The following is a 15256-nucleotide window of genomic DNA, read 5'->3' as shown; positions in this document are numbered from 1 at the left end:
TCTATTTCAATATTACAGCTCGAATAACAAGTAATCTCAATAGCTGTTTTAGTTTTTTAAAGTCTAAGAAAATCCAGAAAAAATCTTACTAAATCGTTTTAGTGAAATGATTAAAAAAAAAGTCACACTTTTTAATTTCTAATTTTCGTTTTTAATTTTCGATTGGTTAAACAGATTCTCTTATTATCAAAGTCCCTTTCTTGAGAACCTTTTCTATTTTGAAATCTTCCAAATTTGTCATCTGGCTCATTAGCAACTGTATCGATTTGACGGCAATTTCTTCAATGGGTTGTGCAATAACTGAGATTGTGGGCGTGTGCAACTTGAAGCTGTCATGATCATCAAAACTTATGACGGAAACATCTTCGGGAATTTTACATTTCAAAATCCTAAAAGCCTGAAGTCCTGCAAGTCCGAGATAGTTGGCTGAAAAAAGAACTGCATCTATTTCTTTATTTTTCTTGAAGAAATTTACAATGGCTTCAATTCTGCTTTGCTCACTTGAATGATAATCCAAATGAAGTGTATACTTTTCGTTATAAATTCCTTCTTCTTTTAAGGCTTCTACATATCCTTTTTCTCTTAGCTTCATCTGAATCATTCCAGACTCATTATTCACAACGGCGATATTCTTTTTTCCTTTGTGGATTAAAAATTTAGTGGCCGAATAAGATGCTTCGTAATTGTCCATTAGAACGTGACTTACTTTTTGGTTGGCAAAATATCGGTCAATCAAAACAACAGGTTTTTGCAATTTTAAAAGCTGTCCGATTGTTTTCTCTAAATTACGAGTCGGCGTAATAATAAAACCCTCCACATTGGCTTGCAAAAGACTTTGCACTAATTCTTCAGAACGGTTATTATCATCACCAGTACTGCAATAAAAAACTCTGTAATCTATATTTTTTGCTTCGTCTTCTATAACTCTAGCCAAATCCGCAAAAAACTGATTGGATATGTCCTCTACAATAAGTCCTATTGATCTTGTTTTTCCAGTTCTCAAACTACTAGCAATCATACTTGGCTTATATTGCAATTTTTGCGCTACATCCTGAACTTTTTTAATTACCGTTGGGCTAATAGCCATTTTTTCGCCCTTTCCGTTGATCACAAAAGACACAGTAGAAATAGAAACTTCTGCCTGTTTCGCAATATCTCTAATTGTAATCTTTTTCATCGGACAAAAAATGTATTGTTGAATATTTTAGTACATCGCAAATATATGCAAGTGAAACTTACAAAAACGTTTTAGTAAAATTTTTTTTCAATAAATCGTTTTTTTAAAGCGAAAATAAAGCGAAAAATTCAGCAAATACTGGTTTTTGATTAGTTATTGTCAGTTTGACTTTTAATATGTATTTTATAGATTTTGTACAGATTTAATTGATTTTAATGGGATTTACCAATCATTTTTCATCACAATTTTTCTCTAAAAGGTTCAAAAAATGGAAAATATGTTTGAAATGTTAAAAAATACATTTGCAAAATTTTAAGGTTCTAAATTTTCACCCAAACTTTCACTTGGAAAGATTTTTCCTTCATAAATTTATATCCAACGAGTAGTTTAAAAACTACTTTATTACTTATCTTTGGCTATTTATAATTAAAATCAGGTCTTTTATATATTCAATGACAAAAGAAAACCAAATTGAAGAAAGCTTAGTTAACAAGCTGAAAGATTTAAAATATGCCTATCGTCCTGATATACGAGACAGACATTCTCTTGAAAAAAATTTTAGAGAAAAGTTTGAATCACTTAACAGAGTAAATTTAAGTAATTCAGAATTTGCTCGTTTACGTGATGAGATTATTACGCAGGATGTTTTCACAGCTTCGAAAACTTTACGTGAAAAAAATTATTTTCAGCGTGAAGATGGAACGCCTTTGCATTATACTTTAGTAAATATTAAAGATTGGTGTAAAAATGAGTTCGAAGTAATTAATCAGTTAAGAATAAATACTGAAAATAGTAACCATCGTTACGATGTTATTATTCTAATCAATGGTTTGCCTGTTGTCCAAGTTGAGTTAAAAGGGATTAGTATATCTCCTAGACAAGCAATGCAGCAAATTGTTGATTATAAAAACGATGCAGGAAATGGTTATAACAATTCTCTTATGTGTTTTATGCAATTGTTTATTGTAAGTAATCAATCCAACACGTATTATTTTGCTAATAACAAGAATCAACATTTTCAGTTTAATGCTGACGAACAGTTTTTACCTGTTTATCAATTAGCAGACGAAAGCAATAAAAAAATAACTCATTTAGATTTATTTGCTGATAAATTTTTGTCAAAATGTACTTTGGGCGAAATGATCAGCAAATACATGGTTCTTGTTGAAAGTGAGCAAAAGCTTTTAGTAATGCGACCTTATCAAATATATGCGGTTAAAGCGATTGTAGATTGTATCAATCAAAATCGCGGTAACGGATATATTTGGCATACAACGGGAAGTGGAAAAACTTTAACTTCTTTTAAAGCTTCGACACTCTTAAAAGAAAATCCTGAAATTGATAAATGTTTGTTTGTTGTAGACAGAAAAGACTTAGACAGGCAAACAAGAGAAGAATTCAATAAATTTCAAGAAGGAAGTGTTGAGGAAAATACCAATACTGAAAGTCTAGTTAGACGTTTATTGTCTTCTGATTATTCAGATAAGGTTATTGTTACAACTATCCAAAAATTAGGATTGGCTCTTGATGATACTAAAAACTATAAAGAACGATTACAATATCTGAAAGACAGCCGAATGGTATTCATTTTTGATGAATGCCATCGTTCTCAGTTTGGAGAAAACCATAAAGCAATTAAAGCCTTTTTCCCAAATTCTCAACTATTTGGTTTTACAGGAACACCTATTTTTGAAGATAACTCAAATTATACAGTAAGAGAAGGCGAAGAAGCAACATACAAAACAACAGAATCAATTTTTGAAAAACAATTGCATGCTTATACAATAACGCATGCAATAGAAGACAAAAATGTACTGCGTTTCCATATCGATTATTTTAAAGGGCAAGGTGATGTAAACCCAAAACCTGGTGAAGTAATTGCCTAGCAAGCTGTAGTAGATGCCATTTTAGAAAAACACGATGCCGCAACAAACCACAGAAAATTCAATGCGGTTTTAGCAACGGCTTCTATTAATAATGCTATTGAATATTATCGTTTATTTAAGCAAACCCAGCAAAAAAAGAAACAAGAGGACGAAGATTATGTTCCTCTAAATATTGTTTGTGTTTTCTCTCCACCTGCTCAATTAATGGCAAAAGAAGGAGATCAAAAAAATGCTGATGATATTAAACAATTGCAAGAAGATTTACAGCAAGAGAAATATGATAATCAAGTAAATCCTGAAGAAAAGAAAAAGGCTTTAATTGAAATTATTGACGATTATAATAAACAATTTGGAAGCAACCACAATATTAATGAATTTGATGGTTATTATCAGGATGTACAAAAACGTATCAAAGACCAAAAGTGGGCACTCTCACGCAAAGAAAGAATAGATATCACTATTGTAGTAGACATGTTGCTTACTGGTTTTGATTCTAAATTTTTGAATACTTTATACGTAGATAAAAATTTAAAATATCATGGATTAATTCAGGCTTTTTCACGAACCAATCGTGTATTGAATGACACTAAACCATACGGAAACATTCTAGATTTCCGTTCGCAACAGGAACAAGTAAATCAAGCAATTACTTTATTTTCTGGTGAAAACAAAGACAAAGCCATTAAAATCTGGATGGTAGATCCTGCTCCTGTCGTTATCGAAGAATACAAAAAAGCGGTAGAGGCTCTGGGGTATTTTATGGAAGAAAACAATTTGGTGTGTGAGCCTTCAGCAGTGTATAATTTGAGAGGCGACAGCGCTAAAATTGCTTTTGTAAAAAACTTTAAAGAAGTACAGAAACTAAAAACACAATTAGATCAATATACTGATTTAAACGAAACACAAAAAGAAGCAATAGAAAGCATTTTGCCAACAGATCTTTTGCAATCGTTTAGAAGTTCATATTTAGAAACAGCCAGACAATTTAAAGCCATACAAGACAAAGACGGCAATAATGCTCCAGAAGATATCCAGCAATTGGATTTTGAATTTGTATTGTTTGCCTCTGCCTTGATTGATTACGATTATATCATGAATTTGGTAGCAGATAACTTGCAGATGAAACCGTCTAAACAAAAAATGACGAAGCAGGAAATTATTAGCTTGTTGACTTCTACTGCCAATTTAATGGAAGAACAGGAAGATTTAACCGATTATATCAATAGTTTAGATTGGAACACTGGACAAGATGTAGAAAAACTACGCAAAGGCTATCAAACTTTTAAAGCTGCAAAAAATGATAAAGCTTTAGCTAAAATTGCTTCTTCGCACAATTTACAAACAGCCGATTTAAAAGCTTTTGTAGAAAATATTTTAAGCCGATTGATTTTTGATGGTGAAAAATTAACTGATTTGTTAGAACCTTTAGAACTGAACTGGAAAGAGCGAAGCGTAAAAGAACAAGCTCTTATGACCGACTTAATACCATTATTAAAAAAACAAGCCCAAGGGCAAGAAATTTCTGGACTTACGGCTTATGAATAAAGAAACAAATAAATTGATTCCTGAACTACGATTTCCTGAGTTTGTAAATGATAAATGGGAAGAAAAATTAATAGGAAATATTTTTAATTCATTCAGTGGTGGAACACCAAACACTTCTGAAAAGGAATATTATAATGGTAATATCCCTTTTATTCGTTCCGCAGAAATAAATAAGGAAAAAACGGAATTATTTTTATCTGATTTAGGACTCAAAAACTCATCTGCCAAAATTGTAGAAAAAGGAGATTTACTAGTAGCTCTTTATGGAGCAAATAGTGGTGATTCTGCAATATCTAAAATTAATGGTGCAATAAATCAAGCTGTATTATGTTTAAAATCTGAATTCAGCAATGTTTTTACGCATAATTACTTAACGTACAGAAAGAATTGGATTATTTCAAAGTTCGTACAAGGAGGACAAGGAAATCTTTCTGGTGATATTGTAAAATCGTTATCTATTCCTTTTCCAGAAAAACCAACTGAACAAAAAAAAATTGCAGATTGTCTTTCTTCATTAGATGAATTAATAACAGCTCATACAGATAAATTAGAAACTTTAAAAACGTACAAAAAAGGATTGATGCAAAATCTTTTTCCTCAAGAAGGTGAAAAAGTACCGAAGTTAAGATTTAAGGAGTTTGAGAAAGATGGAGAGTGGGAAGAAGAAATTCTAGGAAATTTAGGGACATTTTTAGGTGGTGGAACTCCCGAAAGATCAAATCCAGAATATTGGAAAGGAAATATTCCATGGATTTCAAGTTCTGATGTAAATGAAGATGACATACACAATATTTCAATTACAAGATTTATTAATGAAAATTCAATTAAAGAATCAGCAACTAAGATAATTCCAAAAGGCAGTGTACTTTTTATTTCCAGAGTTGGGGTTGGAAAATTAGCAATAAATAATGAAGAAGTTTGTACTAGCCAAGATTTTACAAATTTTATTCCAGAAAGAGTTTTGAATTATTTTATAGGGTATTATTTTATTGAGAATAAAAATCTTTTACAATCATTAACGCAAGGTACATCAATTAAAGGTTTTTCTAAAGGAGATTTAGAAAATTTCAAACTCTGTTACCCTGAAAACAAAAAAGAACAGCAAAGAATAGCCGATACACTTTCTTTTTTAGATAATCTAATTAAAGAGCAAAGTAACAAAACAGAACAACTGAAATCACATAAGAAAGGATTAATGCAAGGTTTGTTTCCTAAAGCAAGAAATTAAAGTATGAGTACATTAACAGAAATAGCTCAGGAATTAAAAGATACAAAGGAAAAAATTATCATTGTATATGCTTTTAATGCAACAGGAAAAACCAGATTATCTGTTGAATATAAAAATATAACGAAAAATCCTGAAGATGGAAAGCACGCAGGAGTTTATTATAATGCTTTTAGTGAGGATTTGTTTGTTTGGGACAATGATGAAGCACATGATAATGAAAACATAAAACTGGACATTGTATCAAGTTCATTGAATCAATTTCATTCATTACTACTGGATACAGAAATATTAGAAGAAACATTATCTCTATATCATCCTAGATATAAATTCAATTTAAATCTTTATGAAGATGGAGATAGAGAAAAAGGCATTCATTCGGTAACTTTTTATTTAGATGATGAAAATACTGATCCAATAAAGATATCAAGAGGTGAAGAAAGAATTTTTATCTGGTGTTTTTTTGTAGCCCTATTTGAAACTGATTCTTGGACAGGTGTACAAGATGCACATTTCTTCATTGATGATCCTGTTTCAAGTATGGATGATCACAATATATTTTTGACTGCAGAATCTATAACAAAGTTAATTGATGATACGTTTCCTAAAAAACAAATAATTGTAACAACTCACCATATAGGATTGTTTTCTATATTGTTTGATCGATTAAGCAAGGGAGAGAAAAGCGATAAATACAAAAAGAATTCAAAGTATTTTATGCTTAAGAAGCAAAAAGATGAATTAGAATTAAAACCATTTAATAAGGAAGTATTTCTTTTTCATCTACATCTTTTACAAGTATTATCAGAAGCAAAAAATTCAAATGAGCTCTATACTTTTCATTTTGTTCTTTTACGACAATTATTAGAAAACATTACTTCGTTTATTGGCACAAGCCAAATAAAATTGTTGTTACAAGAAATAAAGGTCGAAAAACCTGAAGATACAATAATGATGATTAATTCATTATCTCATACAAGAGTTTTTGCTCCTCAAATAAGCGAAATGAACGAAGAGCAGGCAAAGGTATTTAATGAAGTATTTGAAAAGTTAGTAATCAGATACAATTTCAAATTTTAAAAAATGACAAAAAAAGAACAACAACAGCTGGGTAAAACCCTTTGGGATATTGCAGATAATTTACGAGGCGCAATGAATGCAGATGATTTTCGTGATTATATGCTGTCATTTCTTTTTCTTAGATATTTATCTGCTAATTATGAAGAATCTGCTAAAAAAGAATTAGGCAGAGATTATCCACAATTATCAGAAAACGACAATAGAAATCCTTTGAGTGTTTGGTACAAAGCCAATGAAGCAGATGTAGTTGATTTTGAAAAACAAATGCGAAGAAAAATCCATTATGTTATTGAGCCCAAGTATTTGTGGAGCAGTATAACAGAAATGGCTCGTACTCAAAATAACGAATTACTTGAGACATTAAATAGAGGATTTGATTATATAGAAAATCAATCGTTTGGAAATGCCTTTCAAGGTTTATTTTCTGAAATCAATTTAAATTCTGAAAAATTAGGTAAAACTCATCCAGATAGAAATAGTAAACTTTGTGTTATTATTCAGAAAATTTCAGAAGGAATTAAAGATTTCAGCACAGATTCTGATACTTTAGGAGACGCTTACGAATATTTAATTGGTCAATTTGCAGCTGGTTCTGGAAAAAAGGCAGGAGAGTTCTATACGCCACAACAAATATCTTCTATACTTTCTGAAATTGTAACTTTAGACAGTCAAGATCCTACAACGGGACCAAAAAGCAAGTTAGAAAGAGTATTAGACTTTGCAAGTGGTTCAGGTTCGTTGTTACTTAATGTTAGGAAACGCATTAAAGAAAATGGTGGAAATGTTGGAAAAATATACGGTCAGGAAAAAAACATTACGACTTACAACTTAGCTCGTATGAACATGCTTTTACACGGCATGAAAGATACTGAATTTGAAATATTTCACGGCGATACTTTACTCAATCAATGGGATGATTTAAACGAAATGAATCCTGCTAAAAAAATTGAGTTTGATGCTATTGTTGCCAATCCGCCTTTTAGTTTGCGTTGGGAACCTAATGAGGCAATGGCAGAAGATTTTCGTTTTAAAAGTTATGGTTTAGCGCCTAAATCAGCAGCCGATTTTGCTTTTCTATTACATGGTTTTCATTTCTTAAGTCAAAACGGAACAATGGCTATTATTTTGCCTCACGGGGTATTATTCCGCGGAGGAGCAGAAGAAAGAATCAGAACCAAATTATTGAAAGATAACAATATCGATACCGTTATTGGTTTACCTTCAAATTTGTTTTATTCTACAGGTATTCCAGTTTGTATTATCGTTCTTAAAAAGTGTAAGAAAGAAGATGATGTTCTTTTTATCAACGCTAGCGATCATTTTGAAAAAGGCAAAAGACAAAATACACTTAGCGAAGAGCATTTCGAAAAAATCATTGATACTTATAAATACAGAAATGAGCTGCCGAGATATTCGCGTAGAGTATCAATGGAAGAAATTGCAAATCAAGGATACAATTTAAATATTTCTCGTTATGTAAATACTTCTATCGAAGAAGAAAAAATTGATTTGAAAGAAGTTAACCAAAAACTTATCGACATTAATAAAAGGATAGAAGAAGCAACAAATAAACACAATGAATTCCTAAAAGAATTAGGTCTTCCTTTGATTTAATAAATCTAAAAACAGTTTATTTTAAATAATATTTAGTGTGAAGTTTTCTAAAACTTCACACTAAATATAAATTACTTTAATTTTAAATTTTCAATATCTTCTACAAAATCATATTCTTTACTATGGATTTTTGTACTGGTAAGATCAATTTTCACAGTTTCTATAAAATCCTTAAAATCATTGTTCATCGCCAATTTATTTATAGTTTCTAAGTCCAGATTTTTCTTGTACTTAGCTGGAATAATAATCTCTGAAGAATGCGGATCTTCGACATCCAATTCTATAACTCCAATACCAAAAGAAGCAGACAATCTAGACAATTCATTAAAAAAATCTTCATCTTCAGAAATTCTGGCAGCCACCAAATAAGATTCATTTGCCCACGAAGAATTTGAAACACATTGAAAAAAGCTTTCTCTTAAATTCGTAAAATTCAATTCTCTTTTTAATTCAAAAGAATACAAAACAATCGACCTTACTCCTATTGCATTACTAAAATCATTTACTTCCTTTTTCCAATCCTGCATACGAAAATAACAACCAACCATATCAGGATGCACCCATTCTCCAAACTCTTTTTTATTGGATATATGATGTTTTATGGTTTTGGTATAACAATGCATATGATAATAAGCAAAATAGGTCAAAATTTTATGAAGATCTTTCTCTAAGTAATTAAACTTTTTCTTTTTAACTGGAAGTAAATCTTCTGGAATAGTATGATCTTCAAGATTAAGACTACTTGCCATTGATTTTAAATAAAACTTTTTAGGTCTAGAGTCAGTTTTACCGAAAATTGTTCTAGGATTATCCTTTGCATTAACATAAATGAGAGCACCTAAAGTTGCCCATGGTGTTTTACCTTGAGAATTCAATTCTTTATCATATTCTTTTTTGACAGCTATATTCCATATTTCTGACGAAGTTAAAGGTCTCTTTTCTTCTTTTAAAACTGATTCTGCTAATTCAAGAAATGTCATTTTTATAAATTATAGTTTGTTATGCAACCTCTGCTATTATTGGCTAATGTAAGGAAAATATTAAAATATTGCCGTTCGTTTTTTATTAAGATACACACTTGATTTTTCTGGCAACTTTATTCAGGCCTATCCAAAAAACAAATCCTCAACAAGCGACAACAACATGTAGCAAGTAAGAAAAAAATCACTATTTTTAAACTAACCTTCATTCTTTGCATTATGAACGATAAATCTCAGCTTTTAGGTTCCATTTTCAGACATCTTGACGGATTAGTTACAGCTCCTGTAGCGATAGCATTCAAAAACAAATCGGTTTTAGAATTTATATTAAGCAAAGAAAAGCTCACTTTATCTGAGCTTACAGCCGCTTTTAAAGCCAACGAAGGTTATCTGAATGTCGCGTTGCGAGTTTTGGCTTCTCAGGGTTTTCTGGATTATGAGGTTGATAACCAAAAGCAGAAAGTCACAATTTCAGTAAACGAAAAAACAAAAACAGCTTTTTCACTGTTTTATCTCTATGAAGATGTGGTGAGTTTGTTACAATTGTCTATTCAGTTTCATCCGCGTTTGTTTGAAGATGTTCCTTTTGAAAAACTCAATATTATCTTCGAAAAATATAAAAAAAGATACGGAGTTGAACCTTCAGAAAATCCACTGAAAAACAGCATTCAAGAACAGATTTTAAAACATATTGAAGGTTATCTGATTGGCCCGACCATTGTTCGTTTGGCAATGAATGGAATGTTTCACAAGTATTTTATGGAAACTTCTTTCAGACCCGAAGAATTTCATAAATCACCTGAAAATTTTAAAAAGATATTAGACTTTTTTGTTCATCTGGGGTGGTTTTTGGAAAAAAATGGCAATTATCAGTTTACTGAAGCTGGTTTGTTTTTTGCTAAAAGAGCCAGCGCTTATGGCGTTACGGTTTCTTACTTGCCAACTTTTGCCAAAATCGAAGAATTAATTTTTGGCAATCCAGATATTTTAAGAACAGCTGAAGGTGAAAACGAACTTCATGTAGATCGTGAAATGAACGTTTGGGGAAGCGGTGGCGCTCACGACACTTATTTTAAAGTGGTTGACGAAATTCTGATCAAACTTTTCAATCTCCCTATTGACGAACAGCCAAAAGGAATCCTAGATATGGGTTGCGGAAATGGCGCTTTTCTACAGCACATTTTTGAAGTAATTGACAGACAAACTTTAAGGGGAAAAATGCTCGACGAATATCCGCTGTTTCTAGTTGGTGCCGATTACAATCAAACCGCTTTGAAAGTAACCAGAGCCAATCTTATCAATGCAGATATTTGGGCAAAAGTAATCTGGGGTGATATCGGACGTCCAGATTTACTTGCCAATGATTTGAAAGAAAATTATAATATTGACTTGAAAGATCTTCTGAATGTAAGGACATTTTTGGATCACAACAGAATTTGGCAAGATCCGAAACATATTAGCAAAAACAGAGTCAGTACCTCAACTGGTGCATTTGCATATCGAGGAAAAAGAATTAGCAATAATCTAGTTGAAGACAATCTTTTGGAACATCTGCAAAAATGGTCCCCTTATGTACACAAATTTGGTTTGCTTCTGATTGAACTTCATACCATAAATCCTAAATTAACAGCCAATAATCTAGGCAGAACTCCTGCAACTGCTTATGATGCTACTCACGGATTTTCAGACCAATATATTGTCGAAATTGATGTTTTTAATACAATCGCGGCAGAAGCAGGATTATTTCCAGACAAATCCATTTTCAAGCGATTTCCAGACGCAGATACAGCAACAGTTAGCATTAATTTGTTGAAAGGAAAATAAATAAAATGTAACGTTTAAAATTAACCGAAATACTATATTTCACCCCGCTGGGGCTCTTTCTTAAACCGCAATTCTATTTCTATAAATATTTCGTCCCTCTGGGACTTTCCTAAGACACATTGTAAAGCTAATATATTGTTTCATTGGGATTTGAAAAACGTTTTCAAGCTCTGGAAGAGCGAAATATTTATAGAAAAAAATTCAAAGACAACGATTAAAAAGCTACAGCGGAGCGATATATTTCTGAAATCAAAAAGGAGCTGTCTTTTTAGGCGCTCCTTTTTGAATTTTATATCAATTGAAAACAAATCATTTCCCTCCAATCAACTCCATAATTTTGTCATAAATCGCTGTATTCTGATACACACCCATGAATTTTTCAGAACCTGGTCCATAAGCAAAAACAGGAACTGGAATTGCTGTATGATCGTTTGTACTGAAACTTCCATGAACATATCCTTTTTCAATGCTTCCGTCAATTAGAGATAATCCGCCCGTTTCGTGATCTGCAGTTACGATTAGCAAAGTTTCCGGATTTTTATCTACAAATTCCATTACCTGGCCAACCAATTTGTCAAAATCCAGCATTTCTCTCACCACATATTCTACATTGTTTTGGTGTCCGCCGTAATCGATTTGAGCGCCTTCACCCATTATAAAAAACGGATTTTTTGTTTTTGAAAAAGTAGTTGTCGCTTTCGTTAAGGATTTGGTTAGAAAATCTCCTCTTCCGTTTTTCATAGAAACCACGGCTGCATCTTCTAAAACTACAAATTTGTTATTTTTAATCGTATCCAAACTCGCAAATTTATCTGAGAAAGTATAACCCTTTTCAATTAAGATTTTAGACAAATCTTTTCCATCTTTTCTGGAAATAAATTCTTTCTGCCCTCCTCCTATTAAAATATCTGACGGATTCGAAAGAAAATCATTTGCAATTGGCTCGCTTAAACTTCTTTCTGGCTGATGTGCATAAAACGCCGCTGGAGTTGCATCGGTAATATTTCCAGCAGAAATAATGGCCGTTTTATAGTTTTTCTTTGCCAATTGCTGTGTAATCAATTCAAGAGGTCTTCTGTTTTCATCAACACTTATAAAACGGTTATTGGTTTTATGTCCCGTAGCCATTGCTGTTGCGCCTGCAGCAGAATCTGTAATATAACTATCTGAAGATTTTGTGATTGAAAATCCTTGAGTTGGAATGTTAAACAAATTCAATTGCCCTTTGTTTGCCGTATAACCTGAATAGATTTGCGCTAATCCCATTCCGTCTCCAATTAAGAGAATAACGTTTTTTGGACGCTTATTCTTGAAAACATTTTTAGGAACATAAGCTTGATGAAATTCTGTATTCTGGTAAAATGTCGTTTTAATATTATTTATAAATTCAGTCAGTTCGGCTACTTTATCCGTTCCGATAAAGTCAACTTTTAAATTCATCAAAGTCATATATGTATTCACGTTGTCTTGAGTGGCCCAGAATCTTATCTTTTTGTTTTGATCGTGGACTTTTTTGATAATGGCCTGAATTTTTTCAGAATCGGGCTGCGTCAAAACACCTTTTCCGTTCCAAACTGTGATTTGATGCAAATCTTCACTAATCATTTCAACTCTCGCCAATTGATCTGGAGTATAGCTTTCATTCAGCCTTCCGTCAAAATAAATAAAATCTGGATACGTTGCCCAAAGCGATGGTAAAGGTCTATTTCCAGAAATAACCACTTTTATGTTTTTATTCGAAATAATATCTGGAAAAGTCTTTAACTGCTGTGTAATTGCTTTTAGAGTCGAATCGGCATCCGACTTTATATCAATCATTAAAATCAATGGCTTATTACTTGGATATGCTTTCCCTTCCAACGTTTTTAATTTAGCAGAAAGCGGTTCTAAATACAGACTTTTCAATGTATTGTGAGGAGCAATTTCTTTAGAAGTGTGAGCTACAAACAGCTCATTATTTACTAAAAAAACATCGGCTTCTATAACGCCTGTTTCGTTAGAATAAGCTCCGTAGAATGGTAACTTACTTTCATAATCGTTATGCGAATGAATGTTGGACGAACTGTATTCTTGCGCTTGAGCGAACAAGCAAAATTGAAGGCTAAAAAGGGTGATTATTTTTTTCATCGAAAGTGATTTTATTCTTTTAAAGCTGTAGGTGACTTTATTAGAAATGGGTTTAAGCTATTTATTTTTTAACACATAGAAACATAGCTTTTCTTTATGTGTAAAGGCGTTTCACTTGTTTAAATGCACATAGCAAAAAGTAATCTTGTCATTCCTCAAAATGACAAACTTTATTTTTTACAACTGCAGTCTCCTGACTAAGACTGCAGCGTAAAAAACAAAAAAAACACAACAAAATTTTTTATTACCAGCCTTGGTTTTGAGTCAACGCTCCTTTACTTACTGCAATTTCATCTGGCGGTATTGGCCACACATGATGAATTGCAGGATTGAAATTACGAGCAGGATAAATAACGCTTCCGTTATAATGGTGCAATGGTTTTGCGTAAGTTTCCTTTGCATCTCCCCAACGCACTAAATCAAAATGGCGGTCTGTCCACTCGCCTGCCAGTTCGCATCTTCTTTCTCTTTTTAAATCGACCATTGTAGCTCCAGAAATATCTGCAAGACCTGCACGGTGACGAATCATATTGATTTCTGTATCTGCATTTTGGCCTTTCATTAATTTCGCTTCCGCTAACATTAAAATCACATCAGCATAACGTAAAAGAGGCACATTTAAAGCTGTTGAAGGTTTGTCTCCGTTTGCATTTACATAACGAATATCTACTCCTCCCGATGTTGTTTTTGGATAACTGAACGGCTCCATGTATTTTTTAAACTGATAACCCGTTCTGTTACTTGAACTTACTACGTGATTTCCTTCATTAAAAGTTACTGTTTCTCCGAAATAAACAAATTTGTCTCCTTTTTGTAAAATTGTCGCACTACGTCTTTTATCGTTTGGAGCATAAGCATCAAATAATTCTTTTGTCGGATAGAAATTTCCCCATCCGTTGTAAACTCCCCAACCTTTATCTTCTAGACAAACTCCAGGAAAAATAGAGCCTAAAGAAGTATTTTCTGCACTTGAAGTTACAGACCAGATATACTCTGAGGACCAATTGTTGCTGATTTTAAATACATCTTCAAAATTGTCCAATAACTTGTGCTTTCCGCTAGCCACAATCATATTGGCATATTTGATGGCATTGTCCCAATCTTTTGCATATAAATACGTACGAACCAAATATGCCCAAGCCGCAGTTTTGTGAGCGCGTCCGCGATTGTCTGGTGTAAGCTGATCGAAATAAGGCAATAAATCTGCTGCTTTGATTAAATCTGCTGCAATGTAAGCGTAATTTTCGGCTACATTTTTAGCACGAGGCACATAAACATTTGTCGGGTTTGCCCTGTCTTGAATTGGAATTCCTGCACGATCGTCTCCGTAATGATAAGCCAATTCTAAATGCATTACAGCGTGATTAAAATAAGCTTCTCCTAACATTCCGTTTCTTGTTTTTTCATCCAAAGCAATATTTGGAATATTACGAATCACGTCGTTGCAACGCTTCATAATTTCGTAGTGAATTCTCCAGATATCTTTAGTATCCGATTCTGATCCGTCTACAATAAAGTTTTTGATTCTTTCTGCATTTTGTCTTGGCTTTGTACCGATATCATCGCTGGCATTATTTAGCCAAAAGAAACCACGACCGTACATATTATCATCAGAATACAAAGCGTAGATTGCATTTACTCCTGCTTTTGCATCTGCTGGCGTTTTCCAGAAATTTCCGCTTGACGGAGCTCCTTGTGGTACAACATCAAGTTCGCTTTCGCAAGCCGATGTGCTTACCAAAAGCACAAAACTCAATAATAAAAGACTTATTTTTTTCATTTTAATTGTTTTTTATTT

Annotated in this window: 10 protein-coding genes; 6 read left to right on the top strand and 4 right to left on the bottom strand. The window is 32.5% G+C overall.

Annotated features, from left to right (window positions below; all coding sequences use genetic code 11):
• Nucleotides 1-166: 166 nt before the first annotated feature.
• A complete protein-coding gene (locus FF52_RS00320) occupies nucleotides 167-1177 on the bottom strand; it encodes a LacI family DNA-binding transcriptional regulator (protein ID WP_008461987.1) in 1011 nt (336 codons plus the stop codon).
• 452 nt (nucleotides 1178-1629) lie between these two features.
• On the opposite strand from FF52_RS00320, the gene FF52_RS23830 reads away from it, so the two are divergent.
• The 5 genes from FF52_RS23830 to FF52_RS00300 are packed head-to-tail and all read left to right on the top strand — an operon-like array spanning nucleotide 1630 to nucleotide 8527.
• Nucleotides 1630-3063: a type I restriction endonuclease subunit R gene (locus FF52_RS23830; RefSeq protein WP_237718508.1), complete on the top strand. Its 1434-nt coding sequence runs from the start codon at nucleotides 1630-1632 to the stop codon at nucleotides 3061-3063.
• An 18-nt stretch (nucleotides 3064-3081) separates the two neighbouring features.
• Nucleotides 3082-4608 (top strand): type I restriction endonuclease subunit R, EcoR124 family, encoded by a 1527-nt coding sequence (locus tag FF52_RS23825; RefSeq protein WP_416371842.1) that lies wholly within the window; start codon nucleotides 3082-3084, stop codon nucleotides 4606-4608.
• Complete coding sequence (locus FF52_RS23305; RefSeq protein ID WP_008461986.1) at nucleotides 4601-5836, top strand: restriction endonuclease subunit S; 1236 nt, start codon at nucleotides 4601-4603, stop codon at nucleotides 5834-5836. Before FF52_RS23825 ends, FF52_RS23305 begins: the two co-directional genes overlap by 8 nt.
• A 3-nt stretch (nucleotides 5837-5839) precedes the next feature.
• Complete coding sequence (locus FF52_RS00305; RefSeq protein WP_008461985.1) at nucleotides 5840-6913, top strand: AAA family ATPase; 1074 nt, start codon at nucleotides 5840-5842, stop codon at nucleotides 6911-6913.
• Nucleotides 6914-6916: 3 nt separating this feature from the next.
• Entirely contained in the window at nucleotides 6917-8527 is a 1611-nt protein-coding gene (locus tag FF52_RS00300; protein ID WP_008461983.1) for a type I restriction-modification system subunit M, read from the top strand.
• A gap of 71 nt (nucleotides 8528-8598) precedes the next feature.
• On the opposite strand, the gene FF52_RS00295 is transcribed toward FF52_RS00300, so the two are convergent.
• Nucleotides 8599-9507, bottom strand: coding sequence for a COG2958 family protein (locus FF52_RS00295; protein WP_008461982.1), 909 nt, complete (start codon nucleotides 9505-9507; stop codon nucleotides 8599-8601).
• 219 nt (nucleotides 9508-9726) lie between these two features.
• On the opposite strand from FF52_RS00295, the gene FF52_RS00290 reads away from it, so the two are divergent.
• Nucleotides 9727-11331 (top strand): class I SAM-dependent methyltransferase, encoded by a 1605-nt coding sequence (locus FF52_RS00290; protein WP_008461979.1) that lies wholly within the window; start codon nucleotides 9727-9729, stop codon nucleotides 11329-11331.
• 309 nt (nucleotides 11332-11640) lie between these two features.
• Here FF52_RS00290 and FF52_RS00285 read toward each other — a convergent pair whose 3' ends face one another.
• A complete protein-coding gene (locus FF52_RS00285) occupies nucleotides 11641-13458 on the bottom strand; it encodes an alkaline phosphatase (protein WP_008461977.1) in 1818 nt (605 codons plus the stop codon).
• A 244-nt stretch (nucleotides 13459-13702) separates the two neighbouring features.
• Complete coding sequence (locus tag FF52_RS00280) at nucleotides 13703-15238, bottom strand: RagB/SusD family nutrient uptake outer membrane protein (RefSeq protein ID WP_008461976.1); 1536 nt, start codon at nucleotides 15236-15238, stop codon at nucleotides 13703-13705.
• Nucleotides 15239-15256: the final 18 nt, after the last annotated feature.

The sequence above is a fragment of the Flavobacterium sp. F52 genome (assembly GCF_000278705.1).
Taxonomy (GTDB): domain Bacteria; phylum Bacteroidota; class Bacteroidia; order Flavobacteriales; family Flavobacteriaceae; genus Flavobacterium; species Flavobacterium anhuiense.
The sequence above is the reverse complement of the archived record's forward strand: the minus strand, read 5'-3'. Positions and strand labels throughout refer to the sequence as shown.